This window comes from Pseudoalteromonas sp. AOP31-A2-14 (assembly GCF_052378035.1).
In the GTDB taxonomy this organism is placed as follows: Bacteria; Pseudomonadota; Gammaproteobacteria; order Enterobacterales; family Alteromonadaceae; genus Pseudoalteromonas.
In genome coordinates, this window is sequence record NZ_JBQSXI010000001.1 from 2048102 (window position 1) to 2072743 (window position 24642).

Here is a 24642-nt window from a genome sequence, read left to right on the forward strand (position 1 = left end):
CACAAAAATAATGAGAAAATAACATGAATCGTGCTCCGCACTTTATAATTCCTGTATTACTTTGCAGCGTTACACCCTTTACCTATGCTACAAACGAAACTAACACCATAACTAACGCCGCAACTGAAATTGAGCAAATCACTATCGAGGCATCACCAACCGCCAATAAAGAACCCGTAGGCACATTTGATGCGCCAGTGTCTAATTTAGAATACGATCCCCGGGTTGATTTGCAGTCGCGTAATATGGCTGAAGCACAAGCTGATGTAACTATTCGCGGTGGCATATTTGAAAATACCGGCTTTCGAGTCGGCAGTGCGACTTTATTTGATCCACAATCTGGGCATTACTTTGCCGAAATCCCCATTGCCCCACAAATGTTAAGCAGCCCAGCTATATACACAGGTGTAGATAATGCACTATACGGTATGAATAGCTCAGTGGGTACTGTCTCTTTTGGCTGGACACCAATCAATACTGGTGGCAGTGTATCGCTTGGTACAGGCACCAATGACTTTAATTTACAAAGCGTCAATGCAGGCTTTAGTATGCCACTTGAAGGCACGCAAGATTGGCAACTAGGTTTTGAAGGGGAATATTCTCACTCACAAAGCGATGGCACCGTTGAAAACGGCGATCATGATTTTACCCGCGCATCTGGGCGTATTCAATTAACGGGTTCACAATCACAAACTGATTTCTTTTATGGATCTCAAAAGAAGTTTTTTGGTTGGCCTAATTTATACACACCCTTTGGTGTGAATGAAACTGAAGATCTTGAAACCCAATTATTGATGCTTAACCATAAACAAGACTATGCAAATGACAGCTCTTTTGAAGCATCAGCCTATTACCGAAAAAATAACGACCATTATATTTACTCCCGTGAAAATCCTTCTGGATTTGCTGCTTTTCATGAAACTGAGGTTAAATCACTCGCATTTTCAGGGCGTCATGGGCAAAGTGAGTCATTCGCGATAAATTATTCGGCGCAGTTTATTAGTGACTCGATTGAATCTACCACACTTGAGAATAACTTTACCTCACGTAATTATTATAAAATAAGCGTACTGCCTGAATACCAAATGGCACTACAAGATAACCAATTGCTTACTATGCGTTTAGGTGTAGCATTTGACGACACCAATAGAGATGACTCACAACTATCACTACTAGGGAATGCTTCATGGAATACCGTAAACACTGACGGCACTGAGCGCACACTTTATTTATCGTATGCACAGGCAAGCCAAGTCCCTGGTTACACAGCCATTGGGGGCAGTGATTCTAGCGGTTTATTTAGAAGTAACTACGCACTTGAGCGTGAAACCACCCAAAATCTAGAGCTTGGTTTATTACTTGAAGAGCAAAGCTGGCGTCTTGATTCAGCTATTTTTTATCGCCAAGACGATAATCTAACTGATTGGACGTATAGTTATGACTCAGTATTTGCCCGCGCTGCCAATCCGGTCGATATAAATACCTCAGGTATTGAGTTTTTAGCTACTAAGCATTTTGATACCACTGAAATTATTGCCAGTTATACTTTTTTAAATAAATCAGAAAATTATGGTGCCGCGGATATTGATGCCAGCTTTTATGCATTAAATTATCCGGATCACCGGATAACACTCGGCGTCATTTGGCAACCTGCAGATATGTTAACGTTTCGTGTTGATAACGAATGGCGTAAGCAACACGAAAACCGCCTACGAAATGGTAATGACGAAGCGTTATTTACACACCTTACGTTAAAAATAACTCCACCACAGTTTGATAATTTATTTATCACTTTAGCGGCAGATAACCTGTGGGGAGAGTCGTTTGAAGAAATACCGGGCACACCTGGACGCGATGATCAATATACGCTAAGCGCAACCTATAACTGGTAAAACAACATCCAAACCACATAAAGCCTTTATAATAGAGGCTTTATAATTTATGAAAGTTGTTAGGTCATTTGCTCAAGTTCAGTAATGAAAAACAAGGCTTGTTCATCATTGCTGCCACATACATCGATGGTTGCACTAAAATCACTGCACACTTTAGGACGTGACTCATCGCCAAATAATTTACATAAGTTATTGTCATCTAGCTGAATACAACGCTCACCCGCTTTTTTACCCTGAGGCATACCAGGTATAGGCGAACTAATACTCGGTGCAATACAACACGCACCGCAGCCTAATCTGCATGTCATTGATTGAATGTTCATAACGCCCCCTTAAACATTTACACACTCTAAAATTATGACATGTAATGCTTTTTCACACATTTATACCGACTTAACTTATCACCACGTCTTTCACTTGAAAGAATCTCATGGCTAAAAAATTACTTTACCTATTACCATGCTAGTTACCGTTATCTGCGCCGCCCTTGAAGCAAACTTTACTGCCATGAGGATCATACACAATGATATTGCCGCTGCCTACCTTCGCATTCATTCTACCCAATTAACTTTAGTGCTCTGCTCGGTATGACCAACATGCTTTTGTAATTTACTAAAGGAGAGACTTAAACGTAACTATTCACCGCATGCACTGGGCTGACCTTCACATTAGGGCTTATCTAGCCTTCGAAAGTGCAACGATCTATTACGATATAAAATCGCTGCTATAAAATGAGATTATGTGTTGCAACCTAAAATCATTAACCGATAGTCAAAATGTGTTTATATATTTAATAAAGGATTTTTAAGCTTGCTATTGAGGAAATAACAAGTGGCGGAGTGGACGGGACTCGAACCCGCGACCCCCGGCGTGACAGGCCGGTATTCTAACCAACTGAACTACCACTCCGCAGTGGCATGTGCATGGGGTAATGCACTTACTAATTTTTTACTGATATCAAATGGCGGAGTGGACGGGACTCGAACCCGCGACCCCCGGCGTGACAGGCCGGTATTCTAACCAACTGAACTACCACTCCGCAGAGATATCACATTACTTGTTATTACTTAATTTGTTGGCGGAGTGGACGGGACTCGAACCCGCGACCCCCGGCGTGACAGGCCGGTATTCTAACCAACTGAACTACCACTCCAGTATACAAATCTTGTAATATAACAGGGTTTAAATACTTGGCGGAGTGGACGGGACTCGAACCCGCGACCCCCGGCGTGACAGGCCGGTATTCTAACCAACTGAACTACCACTCCAGCATATATTTAATCTGTTATTTTCTTATTGGCGGAGTGGACGGGACTCGAACCCGCGACCCCCGGCGTGACAGGCCGGTATTCTAACCAACTGAACTACCACTCCATAATAAGAATATGTTTTACAACCAAACGTTGTGTAAGTGTTGGCGGAGTGGACGGGACTCGAACCCGCGACCCCCGGCGTGACAGGCCGGTATTCTAACCAACTGAACTACCACTCCAGCTTTTACTTACAAATTGTCGAAAATTGGCGGAGTGGACGGGACTCGAACCCGCGACCCCCGGCGTGACAGGCCGGTATTCTAACCAACTGAACTACCACTCCACATTTTCGTACTGAAAGAGTCTCCCCTAACAGCGGCGTGAATAATACGAACCAGCCCCTATTTCGTCAAGGGCTTTTTCGTTTTTTTATAGGTTTTTTAGTCATCTGACATCGAAAGGTTTAAAATTTCACCTAATCTGTCATTTTTTGAACCTTTTTTACTAACTTCATTTTTTTTAGAATTCTCAGCGTCGTTACTATTCGCTTGTTTTTTAGCCATGAAGGGCAATTTGATTTTTGGTATTACTAATTTATTTGTACTAATTCCCTAATTGCCAACCAACCTAGCAACAAAACAGTAATATTACCACCAACGATTAGGCTAGCAAACGTAGCCGTTGAGGTTGTCTCAGCTTCAGCAGCTCGAGCTTGCTCTTTTAGTTCTTCAGTGGAGGGCTCAGGCACTATAACTTCAGGCACAGCCTCTATAGGCCTTTCGATTTAAAACTTATAGGTAGGTAACGTAGCCATAAACTCTCGTCCATTTACATTAGTGCCGAAAACGGACATTTCAACATTATAGCGCCCCGAGTCATAGTTTTTGATCAATAATTCGCGACTGAGGCAGGTTATGGCATCAATACTAAACATTTGCTCCTGATTGTTTGGATAGAAGATTTACCTTGCACTAAGACGCTGTCAGAGACAACGACGGTATCATCAAGGGTAACATCATAGCTTATTACGTACGCCAAATAGGTTGGCTACCCTCTTTTTCGACTAAGTCTAGCCGCTCTTCATGGGCTTGTTGCTCGTGAACTGTTGCTTGTAATACCACTAAAGGAGCTCGTTCTGAGCTTAACCGTTGAATGCCACCTTGGCGGCCTTTATCACCGCTTTCTTTATTTTGATTCAGATTCAGCTTTGTTTGACCCCCCGTCATCGCGAGGTAAACATCCGCTAGAATTTCAGAATCCAGTAACGCGCCGTGTAAGGTTCTTTTTGTATTATCTACATCATAACGGCGGCAAAGTGCATCAAGATTGTTCTTTTGTCCGGGGTGCAAATCACGCGCCATTTTAAGAGTATCGAGAACTTGGCAGTAATCGTGGGTATTTGGATAGCCCTGATTAAGTAACGCAAATTCGTTATCCATATGGCCAACATCGAACGGGGCATTATGAATAACCAGTTCCGCTCCTTCAATATAGTCGAAAAACTCTTGGGCAACTTGATGAAATAACGGTTTACCACGTAAAAATTCATTGGTGATCCCGTGAACATCAATAGCTTCTTCCTCAATTTTACGCTGAGGATTAATATAAACATGAAAATTATTGCCGGTAAGGCGGCGATTCATTAGTTCAACACACCCGATTTCAATAATACGATGCCCTTGTTTTGGGTCGATGCCGGTGGTTTCTGTATCTAAAACAATTTGTCTACGTGCCATATCGAATTCTGCCTGACTCTGGTATCTTCCTATAATCACTTTATTGTACATAAGATCAAGGGAAAACAGTGCAAAAAACCGTAGAGATTTACACTGATGGTTCATGTTTAGGTAATCCAGGCCCCGGCGGCTATGGTATTTTTATGTTTTATAACGACCATGAAAAGCAATTAAGCCAAGGGTATACCCACACAACAAATAACCGTATGGAGATGCTTGCAGCCATTGTTGCCCTAGAAAGTTTAAACCGTGCTTGTGTTATTAATCTCACCACAGATAGCCAATACGTCAAGCAAGGTATTGAGTCGTGGCTTGCGAATTGGAAAAAGCGCGGCTGGAAAACTGCAGCAAAAAAACCGGTTAAAAATGTCGACTTATGGCAACGCCTTGATAAAGCATGCGTTAGGCACACTGTTAATTGGAAGTGGGTAAAAGGCCACAGCGGCAATAAATATAACGAAATAGTTGATGATTTAGCCCGAGATGCCGCTAGTAGCAAAGACTTATTAGTGGATGAAGGTTACAAACCAGAATAAGTTAATCTAAATTATTTTATTCAAAAAAACTCGCTTAACAATTTCGCTATATGGTACAACACTTGGAAATACACTATATCGGAGTTCCAACCTATCTGGCTAGGTTAAACCTTTTTTCGTCTGCAATATGCACCGTGTTATTTACAAATTCCGCTTACGATGCTGCTTTGACGTTTGACGAAGTCCCCCACCTTTTACAGGCGAGAAGTGTGGCCTTGAATGCCATTTAGGTTTTATGGGTGTTAGTGGTGCTACTCGCTTACGCGCAACTAACATATAGACACTGCCCATTGGTTTTAAATATTGCTTGGTAAAACGTCGCCAAAGTGCAAAACGCGAAAGTCTGCTTCCGCGCGCAAGAGATGAGTATATAAAGCGCTCGTCATGGATCAGTTCAAAGCCTAGTAAATTGAGCCAATCTTTTACACGTGCTGGAGTGAAAAAACGACCCGTCCAAGGTAATTTCTGACCACTAAAAGGTAACAGCTGCGCCAGACCACATAAACTAAAAGGATTAAAGCCGGTGATCACTACATAGCCGCCAGGCAATAGAGTTCGGTGTGCTTCGCGTAAAATATGATGAGGATCTGAGTGATACTCTAAGCAATGGCTTAAAATACAGGCATCAACGCTGTGTTCATAAAACGGCAGTTCGTCTATATCAGCCACTACGCCAGTATATCGCCCAGCTTCTGCCACGCATACTTGATGCTTTATAGGACTTTCGCTGGTATTAAGTTCACCGCTTAAATTACCCAGTTTTAGCATATGGTAACCAAACATACGTGGCAGCCATGGCGCCATTTTACGCTCAATGTCACTGCGTAAATAATCCCCATGAGGGAACTGTTGCCACGATAGTGGTTTCGGTCCTTCTTGAAAACTAAGGGCTGGTTTCATTCGCTGAGCTCGTTATACTATGTATTAATGATCACTTTATAGAGCAATTCACTATGGTGCAAGTTAAAGCAATTAAAGCCTTTTCTGATAATTATATTTGGTGCATAACTAAGCAAGATAACAATCAAGCGTGGGTGGTCGACCCAGGCCAATCAGCCCCCGTTTTAGAATATTTAAACCAAGCGGGCTTAGTATTAGCAGGGATTTTAATTACTCATCATCATTATGACCATACTGATGGCGTTGCCGATTTATTAGAATGCTTTAACGATATTCCTGTTTATGGCCCCAAAAACAGCCCCTTTAAAGGTATAACGAAGCCGTTAATTGAAGATGATGTGGTCGAAGTACTTGATACGCAATTTAAAGTAATTACTTCAGCGGGCCATACTCTTGATCATATTTGCTACTTACATAATGATTTAGCTTTTACTGGTGACACCTTATTCAGTGGTGGCTGCGGGCGCTTGTTTGAAGGAACACCAGCGCAAATGTATCATTCACTTAATAAACTAAAACAGCTGCCTAGCGATTGTAAAATATATTGCACTCACGAATACACTCAAGCAAACCTGAAATTTGCCTTAGCGATTGAACCAAATAACTCAGCCCTAATAGAATATAATGAATGGGTTACAGCAAGGCGCCAACAAAATGAAATTACTTTGCCCACCAGCATCTCTCAAGAAATAAAAGTTAACCCTTTTATGCGTAGTGATTTATCAAAAATTACAGAAAACATACCAGCGAAGTACAACCAACATACAGAAAGTTCATTGCAAAAAAGTGAACCTTGGCATAACTTTGCGAGTCTTAGAAGCTACAAAGATCATTTTTAGTGCATAAAGCCTAAATAGTTCAACTGATTAGCTAACTATTCACGGCGGTATGTTTTACAAATGTTTGTAAAGTGGCAATATTGACTTAGAACAAGTATTATTCGCCGAGTTTTTACCTGATGTATTGGTACTTATGAATAAATCCCCTGTTATTTTACTCTTGGCGCTTTCGCTAAGTGGCTGTCAAATGTTGACGTCAACACCGTCAAAATCAGTTACAGAAAATCAAACAGAGCAACCACTTAATGGCGCTACACCAAATGATATCAGTGAGGCATTAACTATTAACGCCCATTATAAGCAGGTCAATGAGCAAAAGCAGCAAGCGCCAGTGTTTGACGATGTATGGGAGCGGATTCGCTACCAGCTCTCTATTGAAGTACCACAAAACCGTCCCGTAGTTACCGAACGAAATTATTATGGGAAACATCAGGCCTACTTAGATCGTATATCTAAACGTGCAGCTCCCTATTTGCATTATATTGTAGAAGAGATTGAAAAACGCGAAATGCCTGTCGAAATTGCTTTATTACCTATTGTAGAAAGTGCCTTTGATCCGTTTGGCTATTCACATCGCAGCGCATCAGGTATTTGGCAGTTTATGCCACAAACCGGTGAACGTTTCGATTTAAAACAAAATTGGTGGTATGACGGTCGCCGCGATATTGTGCAATCTACCCGTGCTGCACTTGATTACTTATCATACTTACATAAAATACTTGAAGGTGATTGGCTAAATGCCATTGCCGCTTATAATTCAGGCGAAGGCCGATTATTGCGCGCAATTAAGAAAAACCGCAAAAAGCACTTACCCACTGACTTTTGGTCACTTGATTTACCTAAAGAAACCACATCTTACGTGCCTAAGTTATTAGCGCTTTCGGACTTATTAAAACGCCAAGATGAGTTTGGCTTAAAATGGCAGCCAATAATTAATGCTCAAGTTGTTGAAGCGGTGGATGTTGGCTCGCAAATAGATTTAGCCTTTGCCGCTGAAATGGCCGATATCAGCCTCACCGAGTTATACCGGTTAAATCCAGGCTTTAATCGCTGGGCAACCGATCCTAATGGGCCTTACTTTTTATTGTTACCCACTGAAAGCGTCGATAACTTTAAGCAACAGCTAGCTAAAACAGAGCTTAAAGATCGCCTAAGGTGGCAGCAGTATCAAGTTGCCCGCGGCGATAGTTTATCGGTCATTGCTAATAAATTTGCAACCACCACAGGTGCAATTAAATCTCTAAACAAACTTAAATCAAACACCATTCGCCTTGGACAAAAATTACTAGTACCACTGAGTGATGGCGCGATTAACAGCGAGCATCTCCCCCAAAAAGTACGCATGGCGGTAAATAAAAATAGTTAGAAAAAACTCAGCCATAAAGTTAAAAGTGGCGACACCCTTTGGGATATTAGTCGTGAATACGATGTCACTATGAGCGAATTGGCGAAATGGAATAAACTTGAGAAAAATGCAGTATTGCGCTTGGGCCAAAAGTTAACCGTTTATAAAAATACTCCAGCACCAAAAACAGCACTTGTAAGCACGAACCGTTCAATTACTTATAAGGTCCGCCGTGGTGACTCTTTAGCGCGTATCGCCTCAAAGTTTAACTTAACTGTTAATGAGATTATTAAATGGAATAATTTAAAAGGGCAAAAGTATCTACAACCGGGTCAAAAACTTAAGCTTAAGGTTGATGTAAAAAGTACATAACTTTGTGTATATATAAAGCAAATCTAAAAAAGAGCGCACGCGCTCTTTTTTAGATTTTGTAAACGACTCGTTTTACTCTGGCAACTTTACTAGCCACTCTTTTAACCAAGGCTCTGTAACAGGCCACGGTTCAAAATCCTCACAGGCATCAATTTCTAAACGATGACCAATAGGCTTTGCTTCTAAGTCACGAAATAGCTCATCAAAACTGCGCCCTGCTCCACAAAAAGTCTCACCATAGCTTCTATCACCCATTGCTACAATGCCATAAGGCTTGGCTGTTAACATAGGGAATTGGTTATTAAGCTCGTTATATAAACACGCCAGATTATCCGGGATTTCACCGTCGCCGGTCGTTGAAGTGACCACCAAAATATGGCTAGCAGCTTTAACATCATCAACAGTTGGGTCGTTGATAAGTTTAACTTGATGAGACGATTGCTCAATAAACTCTTCAACTTCATCAGCTAAACGCTCAGCACCGCCATAAACACTGCCCACAAAAATACTGATAGTAGCCATTAATAATCCTTTTCTTGATGTGGCCAACCAAGTTGCTGACAAATGCTAAGCATTGCATCCCCTAGTGGCGCTTTAATTAAAACTTGTTGCTGTGTATAAGGGTGCACAAAGTTCAGCTCAGTTGCAAATAACATTAATCGGCGAAGCTTAAAATGTTCTCTAAAAAAATGATTATGTTGATTATCCCCATGATTCACATCACCAATAATCGGTAACGATAAATGATTTAAATGACGACGTATTTGATGCTTTCGACCTGTTTTTGGTAAACACTCAACTAACGAATACCGAACTGTTGGATATTTACCAATTGGGATTGGTAATGTCGCCTGATGTAGACAATGAAACTGCGTTTGCGCTTTTTGTGGAGCTTTATCTTTTGCGGCAAATTTATCCGCTATTTTATCAAGCTCTTCTTTTAATGGCTTATCAACAAAAACTGATTCATTTAAAAAACCGCGCACCAAAGCCAGGTAACGCTTTGTTATAGTGCCATCAATAAACTGCTGATTAATATCAGCCGCGGCTCCAGAGCTTAAAGCAAATAATAATACACCCGATGTCGGCCTATCTAAGCGATGTACAGGAAATACATGTTGGCCAAGTTGGTCACGAAGCATTTGCATTGCAAACTGGGTTTCGTGCTTATCTAAAAGCGAACGATGTACTAATAAACCAGATGGCTTGTTAATCGCTACATAGTTTTCGTCTTGATACAAAATTTCAAGTTCGACAACTTCAGTTGGAACTAGGTGATCAGTCATTATTCATGCCTAGTAAGTTATCAAACGCTTTGAGTTGTGCTGTAATTTTTTGCCCGCCATTTTTTTGTGCAAGCATTAGCTCACCCATCGGAGCTATAGCAAGACTTGTAGGTAGAGGTTGTTTTGTATCAATAAGATTCTGCATTTTTTCTATAAACACAAACTGCAACCACTGCTCAAAAGCCATTGTATCATGGCAAAATGGTACTTTTGATTGCAAAGCAGTTTCCGCTATTGGCTCATCTTGCCATAACTGATGCTGCTTTAATAAAACACTAAGCTGATTTAAATAAAGTTGGGTTTGCTGGTACATAATCCCCCTTATTGGTATTGATAACATATCTAAACTTAATTATACCTAAGTCAACTCAAGATGCCCGTTTGAGTTGGGATTAAAAGCGATTTAGACAAGCCATTGATTGACAATAATAGTGTTCCCCTGATTAAAATCAATAACGCCGTATCAATCGCTTTAAACCAATCATTGAGGCGCACAGAGATTTACCTTAATCTTTGCGACTTTTTAAAATAGGTGCTATTGCTGCATAGTATCGCCTTGATATTAAGTGTCTATGAAACGCTATGTTCTGCACCTTGAGGTGACTTGGCTATATACCCTGTTCCCTCATAAGCGGCTATGCCGTATAATTTAATGAATTTTGCAGTAAAATTGAGAAAAACATGGCCGGACGAATAGCAACTTTAGGGCAATTACTAGATACAGCAGGCACCCAGTGGCGCGCATTTGATATTGGTAGACACATAACCAAATTTGATAAAACGCAGTTTATGGCTATCGAACAAGCACAAATCCCTTACCCTTTCCCACTAGCTGGTCATGCGTGGTTAGCTATTCAGTTTTGGGATAGCAAAGCCAGTAAGGAACCGTATGTATGGTTTTTAAAGTTTCCTATTGATGAGCAAAGTAAATTAGTAAGCGCCAGCCGCGATCATTTTGCCAGCATGGTCATAGAAGCGCTGGGAGAAGACTTAACTAGCGAGCACGCTGAAGGGAAACTAGATAACAACCCCTATGTTTTCACGCCTAATGCAAACAAACTCGCGACTTTCAACGCCCAACTTAAAGTATTGCTTAAACAACCTGCATCACAATATTACGAATACGCACGGCAATACTTTAGCGGTCAAGTGGGTTTTAATAATTGGCAAAACGTTGCGGTACAAGGCATTGCTGATTTTGCGCTACGCCTACACGAGGATAATAATTTAGTTAAGCTGCAAGACGCATGGGGGCAACTGCCTGCTGAGGTTTTACAGCCACTAAGCGCAATGTTGGAACACGTTGATATTCCGGTGAAGTTTTGTGAACAGTTAGCCAAGTACGCACAAACAGCGATAACACAGCACGATACTATTGCCCTATGTTGTGCCCTTCGTGCGATGTCGTCATCATCAGCAAAAGGAGTTATTGCACAACTGGTGGATACTATTTTAGCTTCTGAACTTGCTCACGATTCTGATGTACTATTAACCATAGCTGGACGCTGCTTTAGCTTATTAGAAGATGGCGACCGATTACATATCTTTATGGATAACTGCGCGCATCACCAACAGATTGATGAGTTATTCCCGAGTATTTTTGCTGACTTAGCTGCAATACCGAGTGTAAGGCCACACTTACTAGGCTTACTACGCAAAGAAAATCGTAGCGAAACACTCGCGCGTGCAATTGGAAGGTTATTCTCTTAAATGGCAAGTTTATGGACGTTCATTTTTATTGGTAGTGTAATATATCTATTTTGGCTTAATCGTAAGGTGGCTGAGGCCGCCAATGCCCACGCGAAGCGCCAAGTAGAACAATTACAAGTACAACTAATGAGCGTTGCTTGCATAAAACGCCGTTTTAGTATTTTAAAAAGTGGCAAGCCGGGTATTAAAAGTGAATTTATTTTTGAGTTTTCAAGTGACGGTGAAAGCGTTTATCAAGGTGTGATGTTTTTAGAAAACGAAATGCTCAAAAGTGTCGTCGTACCGCCGCATAGAATTTAGATAAAATGTTAGAAATGATTCTGAGCGGGGATTCTATAAATAAACTAAGGCGCAACATATAGTTACGCCCCAATCTGACATTATCCATAAAAAGGCATCCATACCTATGCCGAAGCAACCTTTTTTATCTATCCCCTGAACGGGTATACATCCTCATACACCCTCACATTGCATCTATGCAATAACCTAACACGTCCTAGTGTATCCTTTCGCTTTCTTACGCTTCCAAGCGTTACCGTAGCTTCCTGCCACATCATCCTAAAGTTTAATCCTTATCATTAGCTCCGCTAATGGCCTGCATCCTAGCAGGATCCTTATATATCCGTACTCTATTGTCCCTGTTGGCATCATGCCTAGCATCATGCTAATTTGCCTAAATCCATTTCCTTGGCAGTAGCTTAATCATTAAGTTTGTGTCATCTTGACAAAGTAAAGTGTAGTGTAATCTGGTAATTCCGATACTGGCAAATAATAATTATTTTCATGTAACAAATTTGAAAAATACACAATACTTATAGTTATCAGTACCTTGATTTATATTTCTATTACTTTAATAAGGCATAAACTGATAAAGCGTACAATATTGTAGGATAAGTCTCACAAGCTATTTCCTATATTAGCTGCTTGCAGGTTAATGCTAAACGCTAATGTGAGCTAGGCTAGGCTTAAAGAGTAATTGACCATCGACGCTATTAAAGCTCAAGGCTTTAAATTTACTAAACCCTTCGCTACTAAAGAACTTAATATGCACATCACGGGTTACAAACACCGCCATGCCAGTCGCATCTATATTGCCATTAATTAAATCATCCAAGCCACGTAATAAATAACGACCAAAACCTTGACCATGAAAGTGAGGATCAACTGCTATAAACGCTAAAAAGTAATAATTTCCTTTCTCCTGCAGCGACTCGCGAATAGTTTTTTCTTTTTCAATTAACTGATTAGTTTGAAGGTAACCTGCACTTAACATTAACTTTAAACGCCAATGCCAATAACGCTCGGCTTGTAGTTGACTACTTGACTCAAACACACACGCAACGGCCTTTAGACGCTTGTCATGATATAAACCAATTAAGGGTTGTTTTTCTTGCCAAAAAGAGCTCAGCTCTTCACGAATTAGCCCTCGTAGTTTTTTTTCATAGCTGAACTTTTGTTGCTCATTATAATTAAGCACTTTTTTGAATACAGGGTCATCATGATAAGCTTGATACATTAAGCTACCTGCAGTGCTGAGATCTTCAGCTTGTAAATACTGCACAATAAAGTTTTCATTTTCTTGAGCAACGGTCATTTGTATTCCTCTTAAAATTATTGTGTAAATAACAATGTAATTAACTATAGTTAAAAGCTGACAAAATATGCAAATTCAGCGAAGGTTAAACTACACTGCCCCACCATGCAGTTTAGCTCGTTAGCTCGCTTTAAACTTCTTTAAGGAGTATGATATGGATACCACGAAGCACGATATTTCAACTTTATTTTCACAACTAGGATTACCTAGCTCAGAAGGTGAAATTGACGCATTTATAGCCTCTCATCAGTTAGCAGACACCACCTTGCTACAAGATGCGCCTTTTTGGGATGAAGGGCAGCAACATTTTATTGCAGAGTCACTCGCGCAAGACGGCGCATGGAGCGAAGTTATTGACGAGTTAGATGTTCGTCTACGCCAATAACCCCCACATTTTAAACAAATAATTTTTATTATAACCACGCACCATAAATCACTATAAACACTATTTTTACGGTGCGTTTTATCTATTTAAAAGAGCTTATAACCTAATGAATGCAGTTGTATTTGATGCAATAAAAAACCTTCTTCACGAAGGTAAAGTCCCTACCGTAGCCTTAACTAAAAGTAAACTGAGTCAAGCTGTACCTATGCCTGTGATTATCGCAGCAGTTAGCCAATACAAAAACAACCCTGACTCAATAAATAGTTTAGTTAAAAGTGACACACCGCCAACTCAACAACCACAACATAATCAATTAGATCGCATTGAAGAAAAACTAGATAAATTACTAGTTTTACTTGAACAGAAGTAGCATCTCAAAGACAATAGCTAGCTGAATAATAAATAACTTGAGACTCCCCATGTTTGTTGTTGATTTAACGTTTGACTGTTACCAAGACACTACTTTAGATAATGCTGAGCAAGCGATTAACCGCTTAGTGAACGCTCTTAGGTTTAATGGTCAAATCATGGGGGAGGAATTTCCAACTGTGCTCAAGGACGGTTACTTTATCACACGGGTAATGTGCCCAACCGATAATGCAATGCATCCGCTCAATAACAGCCCCTTTGTTAAGCACAGCATTGAAAAACTCCACGACGCAGGCTTATTAGCACCTAAAGTAAAAGTCATCGGCCAAGATATTCATTCCAATGGGGCAGATACCTGTACAGCACCGTCTAGCTATATTTTATATACAACCTACGTGCATACCTGTAGCCCGCTTTATTGTGGTGATGACTTTTTACCAGTACCTCTTTATACCATTCCAGCCATTGCTAATGGGGATTATAAAACACTTATAAAATGGCAAGAGGATTGGCAAGCTTGTGACCAAATTCAAATCAATGGGGCTACTCGCTGTGAATTTCCTGCACTGGATGAAATTGCCAGCCTCGATAGCGACCTATCAAGACGTGGTAAAGATATTGCAAAACGCATCCGTTATCTAACACAAAAGCCGGTTTACTACTACTTATACCGCGTTGGCGGTAAAGACAAAGCCTCTGAACTTGAACGTAAATGTCCAAGTTGTAAAGGTGACTGGAAGCTTGATGAACCTTGGTTTGGTTTATTTGATTTTAAGTGCGAACCGTGTGGACTAGTGTCTAATGTTTCGTGGGATTTTCAATAACATTTAATACTTTTCACTTGGCTTCTTTGCGCCCCTCTGTGTGGTTAGGCCTACATTAAGCATGAAAAGTCTATTCGAGTTATTAAGCACCCAGAAAGCTTAAAGTTACTAATTAAACTTTAAGCTTCTGTAAAAATCCATCTATATCTTCAGCGAGTACATGATGCGGCTTTTTACCTACATACTCTAAGCAAACCTGGCCGGTTTCAAGCAATATAGTGATCAATAAATCATCTTGTTCTGTCAAACCAATAAATACCGTCTCGGCTTGCTTCAGCTTTCGCTTCATTAATATATGGCCGGTTATATTTTGCTGTAATAAATCATAGTCAGCTTCATTCCACACTTGCAGTAATTCTATATGATGGTCATCTAACTGCACTTTAATTGGCCCTGAAAAAAAGCTGCCATAAAACTGACTTAACGCATCAGGAAACACAACCTCAAGGGCATTTGCTAAATCATTTAGATTTGCACTTGGTTGCCTTACTATCGCCTGATACTGAATAAGACCCTGCTCGTTCACAGCGCCATGCTCACACGGGCTCGGCCATTCTGGGTCGTGCTCAATCAGCGGTAGTTTATTTGTGCGTGCTTGTACTTGCTCAGCATAATGTTGATGAAGTTGTTTTAATTGACTGACAATTGACATACTGCGAAACTCATTATCTTTAGGTATAATCCCTCCATTGTAACCAGAAAAGATTCAACATGACAGACTACAGCAACTCTCCTGATTTAAAAGGCAGTGTATTAGGTCAATCAACTGAATATGTTGATACCTATACTCCGAGCCTACTATTCCCTATTGCACGTAAGTTAAACCGTGATAACTTAAATATCGACGAAAGTACATTGCCCTTTAAAGGCCAAGATCTGTGGACCGGCTATGAACTTTCTTGGCTTAACGCCAAAGGGAAGCCGGTGGTCGCCGTTGCGTGTTTTATTTTTACTTGTCAAAGTAGCCACATAATTGAGTCTAAGTCATTTAAATTATATTTAAATAGCTTTAATCAAACACGCTTTGATTCTCTTGAACAAGTACAAACAGCACTCATTACTGATTTATCAAATGCAGTGGGCAAACCCGTAGTAGTAACTTTATACAATAGCGATGATTATAATTGCCTGCCTTATACACCTTTACCTGGTGAATGCATCGATGAGTTAGATATAGAAATTGATAGCTACGATATTGATGCCAATATCTTAACAAGTAGTAATAATGAGATAGTGACTGAAACACTACACAGCCATTTGTTAAAGTCTAATTGCTTAATTACCTCACAACCTGATTGGGCGAGTATTATTATTCGTTATAGTGGCGCACAAATCTGCCGTGAGTCCCTGCTTAAGTATTTGATTTCGTTTCGTACCCACAATGAATTTCATGAACAATGCGTTGAGCGTATTTATTGTGATTTAATGGCCTCGCTTAATATTACTGAGCTTGAAGTCTATGCCCGCTATACGCGCCGCGGCGGATTAGACATCAACCCATACCGTTCAAGCAAATCTGACGAAATACCATTTCAAGTGAAAATAAACCGCCAGTAATTGCTCGCCACAGCTAATTTCGGGGTTAAACTAAAGCTGACTTTTAGCATCGTTGAATCAGCGGCTTTTCAGATAGCTAATATTTTGAGTTATTGATAAGCACGCTGACGATACCTGTGGCTTAACTCGATCAATACAGCCTTTCCTTGGACAAATAACCGCATTACTTTTGATTGACGCTATCAAATTCGATAAAGATTTTTATAGGCAAATGATAGCCAGCTGTGTGCGTCTACTGCTCATAAATAGGCTAACGCAGCATTAAATTCAAACACGTCTTAACTAATCTAACGCTAGTCCCAATCAAATTTATAAAGCACATCAACATTTTGATATAACCCGCTAGTAATTTCTATGTATAACTGAGAAAGCAACTGATACCGCACAGCAACTTCACTAAGCGAATCAAACACACCTACACTATATTTTACTTGTAAGCTTGGTGCTATATAGCCTGATATTTCTACTTTGGTGTTATCACCACTGCCTGAAGAGCTTAAACTTACATCTGATAAACCAAAGGTTTCACCTACTTTTGAAACCACGCCTTCACTTTGGCTAACTCCCTGAGAAAGCAGTAATTGTGTAAGCATTGCATCGCCAGATGAGGTCTCGCCATCTCCTAATGGTTGCCCATTAAGTAAGTAAGCTAGTGCTTGCGCTTGGTCCATCACAGGCTCAGAGAACACTTTTAGTGCTGGCTGTTCAACAGTACCGGTAAGTGTCACTCCTGCGACTACGTCGTTTGCTGTGTTATCAGGGTTACGGATTGCTTTAATATTTAAATACGGCTGCTCAATAGAACCGCTAAAACCTACTTGCCCAGTGCTAATTATTAAGTCTTGCCCAAATGCTAAATAAGTACCATCAATCAAGTTAAGCTCACCAGTGGCTATAATCGGCGCACCTTGGTTCATTTTTATGGCTAAGTCGCCAGCTACTTTTGACTCCAAACCGAACGACTCTACTTTTACATCGTTTTTAACAATCACTTTTAAATCTATATCGTAATCAAACGGGACTTTTTCTGTGGTCTCTGTTTTTTGATCGACGATAATTTCGTCATCACTAACTTGTACCGCGCCTTCTGGGAGCTCTTCAATCATTATACGACCGTAAGGTACGACTACTTCACCAGCTAGTTTGAGCGCATTATTGGCTAAGCCTATTTTTAGATCAGGAGATATCTTAAATGTCACACCTTGCTGCGCGCGTACAAAAAATTGCTCACCTATCACGGTAACATTTACAGCCGGTTGTGCGCCTTGCCAATCAACATCACCCGTTAGGTTTATTTTACCACCCTGATTATCGTTTAAATCACCTTTTATAGTGGCTGTGGTTTTATCAAACACTACATTTATATTTGACTTTTGCAGCGCAACAGGAAGTTGTTCTCCCTCTAAATTTATATCGCTAACGTTAAGTTCACCGTTTAATAAAGGATCTTTTAAGGTTCCTGAAAGCGCTACTTTACCACTAATATCACCCTTTAATTGCTCTAGAGTCTCTAGAAATGGCTGTAAATCTGAAAGCAGTATTTTATCGATATTAACCGTGCCATTAAGCGCCTGTGTATTTTGTATGTCATCAATATTAATTTGTGTATTTATTTTACCCAACACACTTGATTCCAAATTAGCCTCGAGTTGACCTTTTTGGGAGTCTGAATAAGCACTAATACTGAGTGTTTCTATAGGTAGGTTAAATCGGTCTTCTTCTGAGGTTAATATTGCCGTTAGATCTTGAGAGTTTATATTCGTACGCAGTGTTTTAAGCGCACCGCTTTGCCAGTTAAGTGCCATATCACCGGTTATATCACCCCGTGTGTGAATGTTTTTTGGCAAAAAGTGTTTAAGTTCTTCCAGGGCTAAATTATTTAGCTTTGCATTTAACTGACCAAGCTCTTTTGCTTGAGTTAGCGTGTCTATACATAGCTTGCTTTGCTGTGATGCCCAACAATGCGCGCTCACATCAAAATCCCCGCTTTGGGTATTAAACATAATGGCAATATTTTTAGTGTTGTTAAAGCTTAGCTTTTTGTCGCTAAGTGTTACATTGCTAAGCTCGCCGTTCCAAGTCGCGTTATTAATTTTTCCATTAACCTCGAGAGCGACACGGCCTTGCTCTGCATCTACTGATGCTGTTAGTTGATGATCTGTTTTATCGCCAGTGGCATCAATTTTAACGCTATTAATTTGTTGTTCTGCGACTAAGGCCGAGCCAACACTTACCGATAAATTTGTTTGCCAGTCAGCGGCGGTATCTAAATGTCCTTTAACGGTAAGTTTATTTATGTTTATTTCATTAAAAATAAAGCGATCTAGTATAAGTCCTAAGTCTATAGAGGGCGTTAACCTGTCGCCTCTAATTTTTAAATCTGCATTACCGTTGGCAATAAATGGCATATTCGCTTCTTCATCACTTTTAAGTGTTACCTTGCCATCAACCTTCCATGTATCGTCAACCTGTCCACTTAGCACTAACTTATTGGTGCCACTGCTTAAATAAAAGCTATCGATACTTGCTTTTAATTCTTTGTCGAGCTTAAAATTTGACGCAAATTCAAGCGGTACATCGTTTAGTAACCCACTTAACTTTGTGTCGTCCATTTGTAATTGCCACGCATCGGCAGCGGCATTAAATGAGCCTTTAAACTGCCCTGAAATATCACTCGTTGCAGCATCCGTTAAGTACTGCGCCTTTAAGTTAGCAAGCGTGCCATTGAAATTCGCTTTTATACCCTGTTGCCAATCAACATTTGCTTTTATCACAGCGCTGCTGTCGTTAGCTTTTATACTAAGCGCTTCAAGCGTTGCCTTTGTAAGGCTTCCCTTTAGCTGGGTATTTAAATCTACAGCTGGATACGCGCCTAATTGGCTATTTGCTAGTAAGCTAAGCTGGTAGTCATCGGCATTTCCTTTTGCATTAAGGCTTACATCTTTTACCTTCAGCTCATTACTTTGTGCATCAATAAGCCATTGATTGATTTTACCGTTTAACTCAAATGGGTAGTTTTTTTGTTTTAAATTAGCAGTAGCAGTTAACGTTAGCGGGTATTGTCCACTCGTTTCTATGTTTAAATTTAAGTTAGCTAAATCACCATTTAGCTGCAAATTAGCTTGATGCTCATCACTTTGTAAAATCACACTGCCTTTTACAGGTAAATTACCCGCAAGCTCTGCGTCAAGCTGAGTATTGAGCTGCCACTGCTCATAGCTCGCAGAAAGAGACTGCAAATTAATTACTTCATCTTCAACGCTTAATTGCAGCGAGATGTTTTCAATATTATTTTTAGCCTCACCTTGCTCAATCGTTACTTTAGCTATATCAAACGCTTCAATGACTAAATCAAGTGGTGATGTAAATTCAATATTTGGTAATGCGGGTAACTCAGTGAGCGGTGCTTTAGTTACTTTGGTCGTTTGTGTCTTAGCGTCTTGTTCTTTTAAAGCAACGAGTACGCTAGGTATGTTCAAGTTTTTAACCGTCAGTTTAGAGCCTTCTGCCTTTGCTGAAAGCTGAAAACTATTAACGCTTACGTTGGCACTTGAGTGGTTTAAATTAAATTCATTTACCGCTATATTTTTTACAGAAATATTAAAAGGTAAGCTGATTTTTTCAAGTGGCTCCGAGGAAGGCTCTTCCTGTGCTTCTGCGGTTTTTGGCAAAGTTAAATTTATAGATTTAGCACTTAAATTATCGATACAAATACCATCGCAGTGCCACCAAAATAAATCAACTCTTAATTGTTGGGCATTAAAATCCAATCCGTTGCGAGTAAAGCGAACGTTAAAAGCATCGTTATAAACAAAGCGGCCATTTTTAATTTCAATATGTAACCCATCAACTATTTTATTGGCACTGTAGGCAATAAATTGATTACCGGGTGCGGTAAATAACAAACAAAATATTGCAATAACGAGCGTGGCTAAAATAGCACTAACGGAGGCTGTTATTCTTTTAAATACTGACATTAAATTTCTGGCCCTATGGTAATACTCAAACGTGTACTTTTGCTTTCTTTTGTTAACCCCCATGCGTGGTCTATACGTACTGGGCCAACCGGTGTTAAATAACGAAAACCAAAACCTGCACCAACTTCAAAGTCATCCGAAAAATCATTAGTGGCGGTACCACCATCAACAAACAGCGCTGCTCGCCAGTTTTGAGCAAACTGATAGTTGTATTCAATTGTGCTGGTTAGTAAATATTTACCACCAATAAGGTCACCATCATCGTTTTCAGGCGAAATTGATTGATAAGCAAAACCGCGTACACTTTGATCACCACCCGCGTAAAAGCGTAGTGAGTAAGGTACGTTTTCAATATCATCAACGACCATTGCACCTACATTTGCCTTTAAAAAAACTAAATGGCGATCTAGATAGGTGCGTAGCCATGCATGCTGCATTTGTACTCTTACTAAGTTAGTACTTGAGAGCACGTCATCTAAGCCAAATTCAGCTGAAATTAACCACTGCTCCCCCCAAAAGGGAGTAGTACCTCCTTTTGATTTTTTTCGCGCATAACTAATACCAGGCATTAACATTTCTGTACTTTGTTCTGGCTCATCACCAATTCGATAAGTTTCTTGGTCGCGGCGTAAAAACGCGGTGCGCACCCATTTATCTTCAGTTAACCATTGGCGCTGTAATTGACCAGTTAGTATTTCACTGTAAGTATCATTTGTTAGCTCATCTTCTAACTTATAGCCTGCAGATAATCGCCATAAATCATCGTTAGGATCGTCAACAGGTATTGTATAAGCCATTGAAATATCCTGCTGCTTTTGTGCCACGTTTAAATTGGTTTCGAGGTAGTGGCCATCTTCAGTTATCCACGGTTTACTCCATTTAAAGCGTACTTTAGGGCCTAAGTCAGTGCTGTAACCGCCACCAATCTCATAGCTATTAGCGGGCTTAGGCTGCACATCGACTTTAATTGGAACTTGGTTGTTTTTACGCGCTGCAATATCAGCGTAAACCCGCGCGCTTGCAAAATAAGGTGTGCTTGATAAATCAAGATTATAATCAGCAATGTGTGTGGATTTATAAGGTTGCCCTTGAGTAAAAGGCGCTAGAGAGCGTATGTACTTTTCTGCCGGGGTATTACTCGCAATTTCTATATCACCAAACTGATAACGCACACCAGTGTTAATAACAAAAGTAATAACCGCACTATTTTTTTGAACCGATACTTCTAATTTACGCGCTGGCCATTTAGCATCAAAATAACCATGTTCTAACAACATTGACTCTATTTTTTTATGCGTAGAATCATACTTGCCATGACTTAAAATATCACCTTGCTTTAAGTTAATATTTTTAATTAACGCCAGCAATTGCTTATCACTTTTACCTTCACCGTTTAAGGTGATATTAATTGCTTCTATTCGAGTTGCAGGACCTCGCTCAACTTTTACGATTAACTCGTTGTCGTCTTTATCATATTCAATTTCAACTGTAGGATTATAATAGCCAAGCGCTTTTGTACTATTTTGTACTTGCTTTTGTGCATAACGAAGAAGTGTACGAGTTGATTTTTCTCCAATTAATTGCTTAAGATACAGAGCAACATTATTTTCTAAATCTCCGCTTAAGCCTTTAATTTCGTAATCTTCTATGATTTCTTCAGCCGCATAGCTGTTTGCTGAAAGTAAGGCACTTACAACACATATGCAACGTAAAAACTTAATAAACAAGTAAATATCCTTACTTTTAATATCTTATACACAATTAGTTAATTAAGTGCATATTAGCACAGCCATAATGAGCAACACATTAACTTAATTTCGTTCCAACACGGTAAATTATATATTACATAAGAACCAATATAGTTAAAATTAGTACGCGTTAAGACAATAATTTGGTTACAATAGTGCCTACGAATATAAAATTAATTTTAAATGAGTTTTTAATGCAATTTCCTGATGATGATAGCGGCCAACTTTTAGCCGAAATAGCCTCTGCTGGCATTGATTTAAGTAAAATGCACCAAATCGATTTTTTTCTTTTATTTGAACAACAAACTGACGCTGAAAAGTTTGCTAAAGAAGTAGTAACTGATGCATTAGTTCAAAATGCTGAACTAGAAAAATGTAAAGACACTGGCATTTGGGAAGTGATCACTCAAGTAAAAATGGTGCCAGAGCACACTCTATTAAGTCAAGCGGAACAATACATTGAAAGCATTGCTAATAACTTTAATGGCTACGGTGACGGCTGGGGATTGAATGCTGAAGAAGCATAACTTTAATATTATATTATCAGTTAGCCTGATTAGGTTAACTGATTAGCCTTTCTAAAGCTTCCCTTATAGTCAAATAGCTTATCAGCAACTTTCCAGCCATATTGCTTACTTTTGCGAGCAATCACAAAATCGGGTGGCACTAAATCAAACTGTGCTTTAATTACCTGCTCTGCGGTTTTCAAATCAATAGGTGTTTGGCCTTGCCCTACTCGTTTACCAAATTGTTTATTAAATACAAATTGTCCGCCTTTATTTGCCAGATTATAAACTTCATCACAGCTGGCTCCATCTTCATCAAAATAAGTTATTTTAATCAATTCACCTTTTAGTTGAGTAACCGATAAACCACTACAACGAAGTACTAGCGCATCTTTTAAGTTTAGTGCATTGCGTAACTTATCATCAGGGTCGGCCATTACCGCACCGCAATCGTGGCATTTACGTGCGGCTATATCGTTTTGCGCACCACATTCATCACACTCTTTAAAGCGAAAACGATAATCGCACTGCTCTTTATTACCTTCATCATCTTCTAACAAGCCCTTACAGCGCCTACCAAAGTGTTCAATAACCTTTCCTGTAGAGTCAGTTTTACCCCAATAAATATTAGCAAAGCCACAACCCGGACAAAGCACTTGTACCGGCTCGTTATCGCTATCACCTTTTTTATCGCCAACCTCAGGGTGAAACAAATCAAAACCATTTCCGGCATAATCGATCACCAAACAATCTGTTTTTGACTCGGCTAATCTAAGTCCTCTGCCGACAATTTGCTGGTATAAACTCACCGACTCAGTAGGGCGTAAAATAGCAATAAAATCAACATGAGGTGCATCAAAGCCGGTGGTGAGTACCGATATATTAACCAGGTATTTTAATTGCTTGGCTTTAAATTGCTTAATTATTTTATCGCGTTCGCTATTAGGTGTGTCACCTGTAATTAAGGCGCTTTGCTGATGAGGTAAATAGCTTAAAATTTCTTCTGCGTGCATAACCGTAGCGGCAAAAATCATAATACCTTGGCGGTTTTCACTATATTGTATTACTTGTTGTAAAATGGCCTGCGTTGCGCGTGCGCTGTTTTTTAATAACGCATTCATATCCTCATTAGTATAACGGCCAAATGCGTCACTGGTTAACGCCGAAAAGTCGTAATGACTAATCGCCGCATCCACTTCATTGGGTGGCGTTAAATAGTTATGTTTGATCATATAGCGCAGCGGTAATTCAAAAATACAGCTTTTAAATGGGCTGTCTTTATTGCCCCGCACAAAACCATGGTAGTGATGATGATAAATCCACCCCATACCTAACCGATAAGGCGTTGCCGTTAACCCTAATACTTTTAATTGAGGGTTATGCGCTTGCAAGGCATTAATAACTTTACCGTATTGGCTTTTTTTATCGCCATTAACTCTATGGCACTCATCAATAATTAACAATGAATAATGCTCATTAAGCTGATCTAAATTACGCGATAGCGACTGCACACTAGCAAAAGTAACCTGATGATTTAACGATTTTTCTTTTAATCCTGCCGAAAATATACTCGCCTCAAGCCCAAAGCTTTTATATTTTTGTGAGTTTTGCTCTACTAATTCTTTAACATGCGCCAACACCAATATTTTTTGTTTAGCAATACGCGCAAGCTCAGCTATGACTAAACTTTTACCCGCACCTGTAGGCAGCACAATGACAGCAGGATCATTGGTTTTTCTAAAGTGTAAAACGGTGCGTTCAACCGCCTCTTGCTGATAGGGTCTAAGGGTGTAGGTCATAAGGGAGTTATTAG

The 24642-nt window shown here is 39.9% G+C and carries 23 protein-coding genes, 7 tRNA genes and 1 pseudogene; 11 read left to right on the plus strand and 20 right to left on the minus strand.

What is annotated here, in order from left to right:
• Positions 1-23 precede the first annotated feature (23 nt).
• A complete protein-coding gene (locus ACT3S9_RS09420) occupies positions 24-1892 on the plus strand; it encodes a TonB-dependent receptor plug domain-containing protein (protein ID WP_441836636.1) in 1869 nt (622 codons plus the stop codon).
• 59 nt (positions 1893-1951) lie between these two features.
• Here ACT3S9_RS09420 and ACT3S9_RS09425 read toward each other — a convergent pair whose 3' ends face one another.
• The 11 genes from ACT3S9_RS09425 to dnaQ form a co-directional block, all read right to left on the minus strand.
• A complete protein-coding gene (locus ACT3S9_RS09425) occupies positions 1952-2215 on the minus strand; it encodes a YkgJ family cysteine cluster protein (RefSeq protein WP_441836637.1) in 264 nt (87 codons plus the stop codon).
• Between the two features lie 509 nt (positions 2216-2724).
• Positions 2725-2801, minus strand: a tRNA-Asp gene (locus ACT3S9_RS09430).
• Positions 2802-2854: 53 nt separating this feature from the next.
• A tRNA-Asp gene (locus ACT3S9_RS09435) sits at positions 2855-2931 on the minus strand.
• A gap of 37 nt (positions 2932-2968) precedes the next feature.
• Positions 2969-3045: transfer RNA gene (locus tag ACT3S9_RS09440), tRNA-Asp, on the minus strand.
• A 38-nt stretch (positions 3046-3083) separates the two neighbouring features.
• Positions 3084-3160: transfer RNA gene (locus ACT3S9_RS09445), tRNA-Asp, on the minus strand.
• Positions 3161-3189: 29 nt separating this feature from the next.
• Positions 3190-3266: transfer RNA gene (locus ACT3S9_RS09450), tRNA-Asp, on the minus strand.
• 41 nt (positions 3267-3307) lie between these two features.
• Positions 3308-3384 (minus strand) — tRNA-Asp (locus ACT3S9_RS09455).
• Between the two features lie 27 nt (positions 3385-3411).
• Positions 3412-3488: transfer RNA gene (locus ACT3S9_RS09460), tRNA-Asp, on the minus strand.
• Positions 3489-3585: 97 nt separating this feature from the next.
• On the minus strand, positions 3586-3708 hold the full coding sequence (locus ACT3S9_RS09465) for a hypothetical protein (RefSeq protein WP_441996390.1): 123 nt from the start codon (positions 3706-3708) through the stop codon (positions 3586-3588).
• Positions 3709-3734: 26 nt separating this feature from the next.
• On the minus strand, positions 3735-3908 hold the full coding sequence (locus ACT3S9_RS09470; RefSeq protein WP_441836609.1) for a hypothetical protein: 174 nt from the start codon (positions 3906-3908) through the stop codon (positions 3735-3737).
• A gap of 262 nt (positions 3909-4170) precedes the next feature.
• Positions 4171-4881: a DNA polymerase III subunit epsilon gene (gene dnaQ / locus ACT3S9_RS09475; protein WP_441836610.1), complete on the minus strand. Its 711-nt coding sequence runs from the start codon at positions 4879-4881 to the stop codon at positions 4171-4173.
• A 68-nt stretch (positions 4882-4949) separates the two neighbouring features.
• On the opposite strand from dnaQ, the gene rnhA reads away from it, so the two are divergent.
• Positions 4950-5417 (plus strand): ribonuclease HI, encoded by a 468-nt coding sequence (gene rnhA / locus ACT3S9_RS09480; RefSeq protein ID WP_441836611.1) that lies wholly within the window; start codon positions 4950-4952, stop codon positions 5415-5417.
• Positions 5418-5558: 141 nt separating this feature from the next.
• Here the strand turns inward: rnhA and ACT3S9_RS09485 are convergent, their stop codons facing one another.
• Positions 5559-6317 (minus strand): class I SAM-dependent methyltransferase, encoded by a 759-nt coding sequence (locus ACT3S9_RS09485; RefSeq protein WP_441836612.1) that lies wholly within the window; start codon positions 6315-6317, stop codon positions 5559-5561.
• Positions 6318-6370: 53 nt separating this feature from the next.
• Here ACT3S9_RS09485 and gloB point away from each other — a divergent pair, with 53 nt between their 5' ends.
• The gene (gene gloB, locus ACT3S9_RS09490; RefSeq protein WP_441836613.1) at positions 6371-7156 is read left to right on the plus strand and encodes a hydroxyacylglutathione hydrolase; all 786 of its coding nucleotides are present in this window, start codon (positions 6371-6373) and stop codon (positions 7154-7156) included.
• Between the two features lie 133 nt (positions 7157-7289).
• Positions 7290-8873, plus strand: a pseudogene (locus ACT3S9_RS09495) (LysM peptidoglycan-binding domain-containing protein).
• Positions 8874-8945: 72 nt separating this feature from the next.
• Here the strand turns inward: ACT3S9_RS09495 and ACT3S9_RS09500 are convergent.
• The 3 genes from ACT3S9_RS09500 to ACT3S9_RS09510 are packed head-to-tail and all read right to left on the minus strand — an operon-like array spanning position 8946 to position 10472.
• Positions 8946-9395: a flavodoxin gene (locus ACT3S9_RS09500; RefSeq protein WP_441836274.1), complete on the minus strand. Its 450-nt coding sequence runs from the start codon at positions 9393-9395 to the stop codon at positions 8946-8948.
• Positions 9395-10159, minus strand: coding sequence for a tRNA pseudouridine(65) synthase TruC (truC, locus tag ACT3S9_RS09505; protein ID WP_441836273.1), 765 nt, complete (start codon positions 10157-10159; stop codon positions 9395-9397). The genes ACT3S9_RS09500 and truC overlap by 1 nt, the downstream gene beginning before the upstream one ends.
• Positions 10152-10472: a YqcC family protein gene (locus ACT3S9_RS09510; protein WP_444750907.1), complete on the minus strand. Its 321-nt coding sequence runs from the start codon at positions 10470-10472 to the stop codon at positions 10152-10154. The genes truC and ACT3S9_RS09510 overlap by 8 nt, the downstream gene beginning before the upstream one ends.
• A 368-nt stretch (positions 10473-10840) precedes the next feature.
• Between ACT3S9_RS09510 and ACT3S9_RS09515 the strand changes: the two genes are divergently transcribed.
• Positions 10841-11869: a DUF3549 family protein gene (locus tag ACT3S9_RS09515; RefSeq protein ID WP_444750908.1), complete on the plus strand. Its 1029-nt coding sequence runs from the start codon at positions 10841-10843 to the stop codon at positions 11867-11869.
• Complete coding sequence (locus ACT3S9_RS09520; protein ID WP_444750909.1) at positions 11870-12169, plus strand: DUF3301 domain-containing protein; 300 nt, start codon at positions 11870-11872, stop codon at positions 12167-12169. It abuts the gene before it with no gap.
• 637 nt (positions 12170-12806) lie between these two features.
• Here the strand turns inward: ACT3S9_RS09520 and ACT3S9_RS09525 are convergent.
• On the minus strand, positions 12807-13463 hold the full coding sequence (locus ACT3S9_RS09525) for a GNAT family N-acetyltransferase (RefSeq protein ID WP_444750910.1): 657 nt from the start codon (positions 13461-13463) through the stop codon (positions 12807-12809).
• A gap of 154 nt (positions 13464-13617) precedes the next feature.
• On the opposite strand from ACT3S9_RS09525, the gene ACT3S9_RS09530 reads away from it, so the two are divergent.
• From ACT3S9_RS09530 to ACT3S9_RS09540, 3 genes are all read left to right on the plus strand, one after another.
• Positions 13618-13848, plus strand: coding sequence for a DUF2789 domain-containing protein (locus tag ACT3S9_RS09530; protein WP_441836268.1), 231 nt, complete (start codon positions 13618-13620; stop codon positions 13846-13848).
• Positions 13849-13954: 106 nt separating this feature from the next.
• Positions 13955-14218: a hypothetical protein gene (locus tag ACT3S9_RS09535; RefSeq protein WP_441836267.1), complete on the plus strand. Its 264-nt coding sequence runs from the start codon at positions 13955-13957 to the stop codon at positions 14216-14218.
• Positions 14219-14267: 49 nt separating this feature from the next.
• Positions 14268-15041, plus strand: a complete 774-nt coding sequence (locus ACT3S9_RS09540) for a Zn-ribbon-containing protein (protein ID WP_441836266.1) — start codon at positions 14268-14270, stop codon at positions 15039-15041.
• A 112-nt stretch (positions 15042-15153) separates the two neighbouring features.
• Here the strand turns inward: ACT3S9_RS09540 and syd are convergent, their stop codons facing one another.
• Entirely contained in the window at positions 15154-15693 is a 540-nt protein-coding gene (gene syd, locus ACT3S9_RS09545) for a SecY-interacting protein (RefSeq protein ID WP_444750911.1), read from the minus strand.
• Between the two features lie 59 nt (positions 15694-15752).
• Between syd and queF the strand changes: the two genes are divergently transcribed.
• The gene (gene queF, locus ACT3S9_RS09550) at positions 15753-16598 is read left to right on the plus strand and encodes an NADPH-dependent 7-cyano-7-deazaguanine reductase QueF (protein ID WP_444750912.1); all 846 of its coding nucleotides are present in this window, start codon (positions 15753-15755) and stop codon (positions 16596-16598) included.
• Positions 16599-16891: 293 nt separating this feature from the next.
• Here queF and tamB read toward each other — a convergent pair whose 3' ends face one another.
• Both tamB and ACT3S9_RS09560 read right to left on the minus strand, forming a co-directional pair.
• A complete protein-coding gene (gene tamB / locus ACT3S9_RS09555; protein ID WP_444750913.1) occupies positions 16892-20575 on the minus strand; it encodes an autotransporter assembly complex protein TamB in 3684 nt (1227 codons plus the stop codon).
• Positions 20575-22302, minus strand: a complete 1728-nt coding sequence (locus tag ACT3S9_RS09560) for an autotransporter assembly complex protein TamA (protein ID WP_441994966.1) — start codon at positions 22300-22302, stop codon at positions 20575-20577. Before ACT3S9_RS09560 ends, tamB begins: the two co-directional genes overlap by 1 nt.
• 215 nt (positions 22303-22517) lie before the next feature.
• Between ACT3S9_RS09560 and ACT3S9_RS09565 the strand changes: the two genes are divergently transcribed.
• Complete coding sequence (locus ACT3S9_RS09565) at positions 22518-22850, plus strand: ribonuclease E inhibitor RraB (RefSeq protein WP_441994928.1); 333 nt, start codon at positions 22518-22520, stop codon at positions 22848-22850.
• A gap of 29 nt (positions 22851-22879) precedes the next feature.
• Here the strand turns inward: ACT3S9_RS09565 and ACT3S9_RS09570 are convergent, their stop codons facing one another.
• Entirely contained in the window at positions 22880-24628 is a 1749-nt protein-coding gene (locus tag ACT3S9_RS09570; protein ID WP_444750914.1) for a DEAD/DEAH box helicase, read from the minus strand.
• Positions 24629-24642: the final 14 nt, after the last annotated feature.

What these genes read in the sequence shown, in the direction of transcription:
- tamB (WP_444750913.1), bottom strand. Translation starts at nt 20,575, where the DNA reads ATGTCAGTATTTAAAAGAATAACAGCCTCCGTTAGTGCTATTTTAGCC.
- ACT3S9_RS09525 (WP_444750910.1), bottom strand. Translation starts at nt 13,463, where the DNA reads ATGACCGTTGCTCAAGAAAATGAAAACTTTATTGTGCAGTATTTACAA.
- ACT3S9_RS09425 (WP_441836637.1), bottom strand. Translation starts at nt 2,215, where the DNA reads ATGAACATTCAATCAATGACATGCAGATTAGGCTGCGGTGCGTGTTGT.
- ACT3S9_RS09485 (WP_441836612.1), bottom strand. Translation starts at nt 6,317, where the DNA reads ATGAAACCAGCCCTTAGTTTTCAAGAAGGACCGAAACCACTATCGTGG.
- syd (WP_444750911.1), bottom strand. Translation starts at nt 15,693, where the DNA reads ATGTCAATTGTCAGTCAATTAAAACAACTTCATCAACATTATGCTGAG.
- ACT3S9_RS09500 (WP_441836274.1), bottom strand. Translation starts at nt 9,395, where the DNA reads ATGGCTACTATCAGTATTTTTGTGGGCAGTGTTTATGGCGGTGCTGAG.
- queF (WP_444750912.1), top strand. Translation starts at nt 15,753, where the DNA reads ATGACAGACTACAGCAACTCTCCTGATTTAAAAGGCAGTGTATTAGGT.
- ACT3S9_RS09530 (WP_441836268.1), top strand. Translation starts at nt 13,618, where the DNA reads ATGGATACCACGAAGCACGATATTTCAACTTTATTTTCACAACTAGGA.
- dnaQ (WP_441836610.1), bottom strand. Translation starts at nt 4,881, where the DNA reads ATGGCACGTAGACAAATTGTTTTAGATACAGAAACCACCGGCATCGAC.
- ACT3S9_RS09510 (WP_444750907.1), bottom strand. Translation starts at nt 10,472, where the DNA reads ATGTACCAGCAAACCCAACTTTATTTAAATCAGCTTAGTGTTTTATTA.
- ACT3S9_RS09540 (WP_441836266.1), top strand. Translation starts at nt 14,268, where the DNA reads ATGTTTGTTGTTGATTTAACGTTTGACTGTTACCAAGACACTACTTTA.
- truC (WP_441836273.1), bottom strand. Translation starts at nt 10,159, where the DNA reads ATGACTGATCACCTAGTTCCAACTGAAGTTGTCGAACTTGAAATTTTG.
- ACT3S9_RS09465 (WP_441996390.1), bottom strand. Translation starts at nt 3,708, where the DNA reads ATGGCTAAAAAACAAGCGAATAGTAACGACGCTGAGAATTCTAAAAAA.
- ACT3S9_RS09515 (WP_444750908.1), top strand. Translation starts at nt 10,841, where the DNA reads ATGGCCGGACGAATAGCAACTTTAGGGCAATTACTAGATACAGCAGGC.
- ACT3S9_RS09420 (WP_441836636.1), top strand. Translation starts at nt 24, where the DNA reads ATGAATCGTGCTCCGCACTTTATAATTCCTGTATTACTTTGCAGCGTT.
- ACT3S9_RS09535 (WP_441836267.1), top strand. Translation starts at nt 13,955, where the DNA reads ATGAATGCAGTTGTATTTGATGCAATAAAAAACCTTCTTCACGAAGGT.
- gloB (WP_441836613.1), top strand. Translation starts at nt 6,371, where the DNA reads ATGGTGCAAGTTAAAGCAATTAAAGCCTTTTCTGATAATTATATTTGG.
- ACT3S9_RS09520 (WP_444750909.1), top strand. Translation starts at nt 11,870, where the DNA reads ATGGCAAGTTTATGGACGTTCATTTTTATTGGTAGTGTAATATATCTA.
- ACT3S9_RS09565 (WP_441994928.1), top strand. Translation starts at nt 22,518, where the DNA reads ATGCAATTTCCTGATGATGATAGCGGCCAACTTTTAGCCGAAATAGCC.
- ACT3S9_RS09570 (WP_444750914.1), bottom strand. Translation starts at nt 24,628, where the DNA reads ATGACCTACACCCTTAGACCCTATCAGCAAGAGGCGGTTGAACGCACC.